Origin of the sequence: Xanthomonas populi (genome assembly GCF_002940065.1) — a bacterium.
GTDB classification, from domain to species: domain Bacteria; phylum Pseudomonadota; class Gammaproteobacteria; order Xanthomonadales; family Xanthomonadaceae; genus Xanthomonas; species Xanthomonas populi.
Map to the genome: position 1 here is coordinate 1 of NZ_MDEJ01000197.1, position 5,299 is coordinate 5,299.

Annotated in this window: 5 protein-coding genes; all 5 read left to right on the top strand. The window is 62.5% G+C overall.

What is annotated here, in order from left to right; all coding sequences use genetic code 11:
* Positions 1-107 precede the first annotated feature (107 nt).
* A complete protein-coding gene (locus tag XpopCFBP1817_RS19385) occupies positions 108-653 on the top strand; it encodes an RcnB family protein (RefSeq protein WP_128418338.1) in 546 nt (181 codons plus the stop codon).
* A 202-nt stretch (positions 654-855) separates the two neighbouring features.
* Positions 856-2,184, top strand: coding sequence for a serine hydroxymethyltransferase (glyA, locus tag XpopCFBP1817_RS19390; protein ID WP_128418339.1), 1,329 nt, complete (start codon positions 856-858; stop codon positions 2,182-2,184).
* A 159-nt stretch (positions 2,185-2,343) separates the two neighbouring features.
* On the top strand, positions 2,344-2,868 hold the full coding sequence (gene nrdR / locus XpopCFBP1817_RS19395) for a transcriptional regulator NrdR (RefSeq protein WP_055822405.1): 525 nt from the start codon (positions 2,344-2,346) through the stop codon (positions 2,866-2,868).
* Entirely contained in the window at positions 2,865-3,362 is a 498-nt protein-coding gene (locus XpopCFBP1817_RS19400) for a GNAT family N-acetyltransferase (RefSeq protein ID WP_167393984.1), read from the top strand. Before nrdR ends, XpopCFBP1817_RS19400 begins: the two co-directional genes overlap by 4 nt.
* A complete protein-coding gene (gene ribD / locus XpopCFBP1817_RS19405) occupies positions 3,359-4,453 on the top strand; it encodes a bifunctional diaminohydroxyphosphoribosylaminopyrimidine deaminase/5-amino-6-(5-phosphoribosylamino)uracil reductase RibD (RefSeq protein WP_128418341.1) in 1,095 nt (364 codons plus the stop codon). The genes XpopCFBP1817_RS19400 and ribD overlap by 4 nt, the downstream gene beginning before the upstream one ends.
* Positions 4,454-5,299 lie beyond the last annotated feature (846 nt).

Genomic DNA, 5,299 nt, shown 5'->3' on the forward strand with positions numbered 1-5,299 from the left:
CATGTCTGTCGTTCTCCGCTGGCAGGGCGTCAAGTCAATGATGGCAGATTGCTGGGGTTTTTAGAGGCTCCTTTAATGCAATTGCGACATCGCAAATAGGAGCTGTCATGAACCGCAAACGCATCGTTACCGTTGTGTTTTCCTCCATCCTGGCGCTGGGCTCCGTGGTGCCGGCCGCATTCGCCGGGGACTGGGACCGCGACCACGATCGCCGTGGCCATGACCGCGATCGCGATCGCGATCAGCGCGGCGACTGGCGTAATGATCGTCGCAACGATCACCGCAACGACCACCATGACAATCGCTACGAAAACCGTCGTGCCGATCACCGCGAATGGCGCCAGGACCGCCGCTACTACGGCAACGGCTATCGCGAGGGCTATCGCGACGCCCGCCATCAAGACCGCTATTACGATCGCGGCCGGGGCGACGCCTACTATCCCGCACCGGTCTATCGTGCCGGCCCGCCGCCGCGGCCCTACTGGGCCCGTGGCCAGAGCTATCAGGGCCCGGTTTATGTGATCAACGATTACGACCGCTACAACCTGCGCCGCCCGCCGTATGGCTACCGCTGGCAGCGTGACAACACCGGTAATCTGCTGCTGGTTGCCATCGCTACCGGCGTGATTGCCGACCTAGTGCTCAACAACTAAGGGGTAGCGGCTTGCTTGGCTTGGTCCAGCGACCGGCCGGGTCATCACACAAAGGCGCACTTAAGAAGTGTGCCTTTGTTGTTTGCAGGCAGGGGTACGCCAGGGCGCACGCGGCCCGCAACCGCATCGCAATTGGTCACCTGTCCATGCGGGGGCTTACAATCTGCATCCCTACTGGCAATAGCTGCCCCCGGAGCTCTGCATGTTCTCGCGCGACGTCCGACTGGAAACCTACGACCCCGAACTTGCCAAGGCCATCGCCGACGAAGCCGGCCGCCAGGAGGATCACGTCGAGCTGATCGCCAGCGAAAACTACTGCAGCCCGCTGGTGATGGAAGCCCAAGGCAGCCAGCTGACCAATAAATACGCTGAAGGCTATCCGGGCAAGCGCTATTACGGTGGCTGCGAGTTCGTCGACATCGCCGAGCAATTGGCGATCGAGCGTATCAAGCAGGTGTTCGGCGCAGACTATGCGAACGTGCAGCCGCACAGCGGCTCGCAGGCCAATCAGGCGGTGTATCTGGCGCTGCTGCAGCCCGGCGACACCATCCTGGGCATGAGCCTGGCCCATGGCGGCCACCTGACCCACGGGGCAAAGGTCAACGTCTCCGGCAAGCTGTTCAACGCCGTGCAGTACGGCGTCAACGCGCAGGGCCTGATCGATTACGACGAAGTCCAGCGCCTGGCCACCGAGCACAAGCCGAAGATGGTTGTCGCCGGCTTCTCGGCGTATTCGCAGAAGATCGACTGGGCGCGCTGCCGCGCCATCGCCGACAGCGTTGGTGCGTATCTGTTCGTGGACATGGCGCACGTGGCCGGCCTGGTCGCCGCCGGTGTGTATCCGAGCCCGATGGAGCATGCGCACGTGGTCACCTCCACCACCCACAAGACCCTGCGCGGTCCGCGTGGCGGCATTATTCTGGCCAAGAATCATGATCTTGCCGTCGCTGGTGATGAGGTAAATACTGATCTCCAAGCGGCGCGCGCGACGGCTAAACAGAACGCGCCTTTCGAAGAACTGCAGAAGAAGCTGCAGTCGATCGTGTTCCCTGGCATCCAGGGTGGCCCGCTGATGCATGTCATCGCGGCCAAGGCGGTTGCTTTCAAGGAAGCGCTGGAGCCGGCGTTCAAGACCTACCAGCAGCAGGTGGTGAAGAACGCCCAGGCCATTGCCAACACGCTGATCGCGCGCGGCTACAAGATCGTTTCCGGCGGCACCGAAAATCACTTGATGCTGGTCGACATGATCGGCCGCGACGTCTCGGGCAAGGAAGCAGAAGCTGCGCTCGGCAAGGCGCACATCACCGTCAACAAGAACGCAGTGCCCAACGACCCGCGCTCGCCGTTCGTCACTTCCGGTCTGCGCCTGGGCACCCCGGCGATCACCACGCGTGGTTATCTGGAGCAGGACAGCATCGACCTGGCCAACTGGATCGCCGACGTGCTCGACGCCCCGACCGACGAAGCGGTGCTGTCGAAGGTGCGCGACGCGGTGACCGCGCAGTGCAAGCGTTATCCGGTGTATGGCTGAGATGTCGGTGAAGCCGGGACCAGGGACCGGGGACCGGGGACCGGGGGAAACGCGTGTTCAGGCGATCTGCCCGCCTGATTGCCGGGCGGGCTCGCGCCGGCTCGCCGGCTCGCTTCTCACCGGGTACCCGGTCCCCGGTGACCGGTCCCGGCTGTCCTGATGCATTGCCCCTTTTGCCAGCACAACGACACCCGCGTGATCGATTCGCGGGTGTCCGAAGACGGCACGACGATTCGTCGGCGCCGTGAGTGCGAGGCGTGTGGCGAGCGTTTCAGTACCCTGGAGACGATCGAACTCAAGCTGCCCACCGTGGTCAAGAGCGACGGCGGACGCGAGGCATTCGATGCGCGCAAATTGCGCACCAGTTTCGACCGCGCGCTGCAAAAGCGTCCGGTCTCTGAAGAACAGATCGAGGCGGCAGTGCGTGCGGTGGTGCATCAGCTGCGCATGTCCGGCGAGCGCGAAGTGGGCTCGTTGCGCGTGGGCGAATACGTGATGGTGGAACTCCGCAAGCTCGATCACGTGGGCTACGTGCGCTTTGCCTCGGTGTATCGCAGTTTTCAGGACGTTGCCGATTTTCGCGAGGAAATCGAAAAACTCGAACGCGAGCTTCCGGTCGGCATCGAGCAGTTACCGCTGTTGGAAGCGGCCTTGCAACGTGCCGGCAAGCCCGGCAAGCGGTGAACGCGATGCGCATCGCCTGCATGGCCGAAACGCCGGAGCATCTGTCGGCCATCGCGCACGCGCATCTGCAGGCTTTCGGTAGTCTGTTGCCTGATCTGTTGCCGAACTGGAACTTCGATGAAGCATTGCGTGAGTTGCGCAGCCACATCCGCGACGGCGTAATCCCGACAACATGGGTTGCGCTCGATCAGGCGCAGTGGCTCGGATCGGTGAGCCTGCTGGAAAACGTCGACGCGCGTAGTCGGCAATGGTCGCCTTGGTTGGCATCGCTATACCTGCAACCGCAGGCGCGCGGGCAGGGCATTGGCGAAGCGCTGCTTGTACATTGCGTCCAAGCCGCCGCGCAACTTGGCGTGAGCGCGTTGTATCTGTATTGCCAACCGGCGTTGGCGCCGTTTTATCAGCGATTGGGCTGGCACACGCATGCGGAATTACTGCCGGGTCCGATGCAGATCGTGGTGCTGTCTATCGAACCACAAACGGCAGCGCAATGAGCGCAACAGCCGACGACCATCGCTGGATAGCGCAGGCGCTGCGTCTGGCCGAGCGTGGCGCTTACACCTCGCGCCCGAATCCGATGGTCGGCTGCGTGATCGTGCGCGATGGCGTGTGCGTGGGCGAAGGCGTGCATCAACATACTGGCGGTCCGCATGCCGAAGTGTTTGCGCTGCGCGCAGCCGGCGAGCTTGCGCGCGGCGGCGCCGCCTATGTGACCTTGGAGCCGTGCGCGCATTACGGGCGTACGCCGCCGTGTGCGCAAGCCTTGATCGAAGCAGGCGTGACGCGTGTGGTCGCGGCGATGGCCGACCCGTTTCCGCAGGTCAACGGCGGCGGTTTTGCGTTGCTGCGTGAGGCCGGGATCGAGGTGCTCAGCGGTGTCATGCAAGCGCAGGCACGCCTGCTCAATCAGGGATTCCTGTCGCGGGTGGAGCGTGGCCGGCCGTGGCTGCGGGTCAAACTCGGCGCCAGCCTGGATGGGCGTACTGCGCTGGCCAGTGGCGAATCCAAATGGATTACCGGCGCGGATGCGCGTGCAGATGTGCAGCGCTGGCGTGCGCGTGCTGGCGCGATCCTCACTGGCGCCGGCACGGTGCTGGCGGACGATCCGGCCATGACGGTGCGGCTGGGAGACGACACGCCTTTCGTACCGCCGCTGCGCGTAGTGCTCGATGCCGGCTTGCGCACGCTGGCGTGCCAGAACATTCGTCAGGGCGATGCACCGACGCTATATCTGCATGGGAACGATGCGGTGGCGCCGTCGCTGGACGCTGCCGAATTCGTTGGGGTGCCATTGCATGCGGGGCGCTTCGACCTCAGCGCTGTTTTGGCGTTGCTCGCCGAGCGCGGCATCAACGAAGTACACGTGGAAGCCGGCGCCACGCTGAGCGGCGCGCTGCTGCAGGCCGGGCTGGTCGACGAATTACTGATCTACATGGCCCCGGTGTTGCTGGGCGATGCCGCAAGGCCGCTGCTCGCCGGACTCGGCATCGAGACGATGGCGCAGCGTCATGCCTTGCAACTGCTCGAGGTGCGCCAATTGGGGCAGGACCTGCGCTTGCGGTATGCGCCACTAGCGGTTGTGTGAGCGCTGGCGCCATGATGGCGCACCTGCCCAGTAGCCCTCCATTTGGGCGGGTACAGCGTTTCTACGGCGCACGCCAACCGCTGATCTGCCGACCGCAGCTCAACGCGCAAGCACTACCGTAGTGCTTGCCCCGTCCCTGCATCCGGACAGCTGAGGCAATATGCGATTTTGTGCAAGCTCGCATCAATGAGGCCGCTTGGAGGCCAAGGCCATTCATTTCGGTTAACCCATAGACGTCCGGATTACGGGCACATACTGATGGATCAGGGGGCCGTGTGCAGAGCTTAACAGTTGACCTTGCAACGCTTGACTTGGATCTCCGCAATCCGCGGATCGATCCAGCGCTACATCAGACCCAAGCTATTTCGGAGATTTTACAGGCCGAGCGGATCGGGGAGCGTATTGGCGAAAAGGTATGTACCTTGGCTAAGAGTATCTGCGAACTCGGCAGCATAGACCCAGCGAAAGGCTATTGTAGTTGCTAACCTGCAGGCTCCTGGTCGCTACATTGTATTGGATGGCAACCGACGAGTAACGGCTCTCAAGCTACTCACTGAGCCAACGCTGCTTGATCGTGATGATATAAGCATGCCGGCATCGTTAAATCGTCGGATGCATGCGCTCCGAAACGAATATCCGATCGACGAGATTTCGACGCGAATTGACGTTGCGCTCGCTGAATCACGGGAAGAAGCTCGTCCATTTATCCGCCTCAAGCACACTGGTGCGCTTGAAGGGGCTGGCAGAAGTGCTTGGTCGCCGATGCAACAAAGGAGCCTCTAAAAACCCCAGCAATCTGCCATCATTGACTTGACGCCCTGCCAGCGGAGAACGACAGACATGATC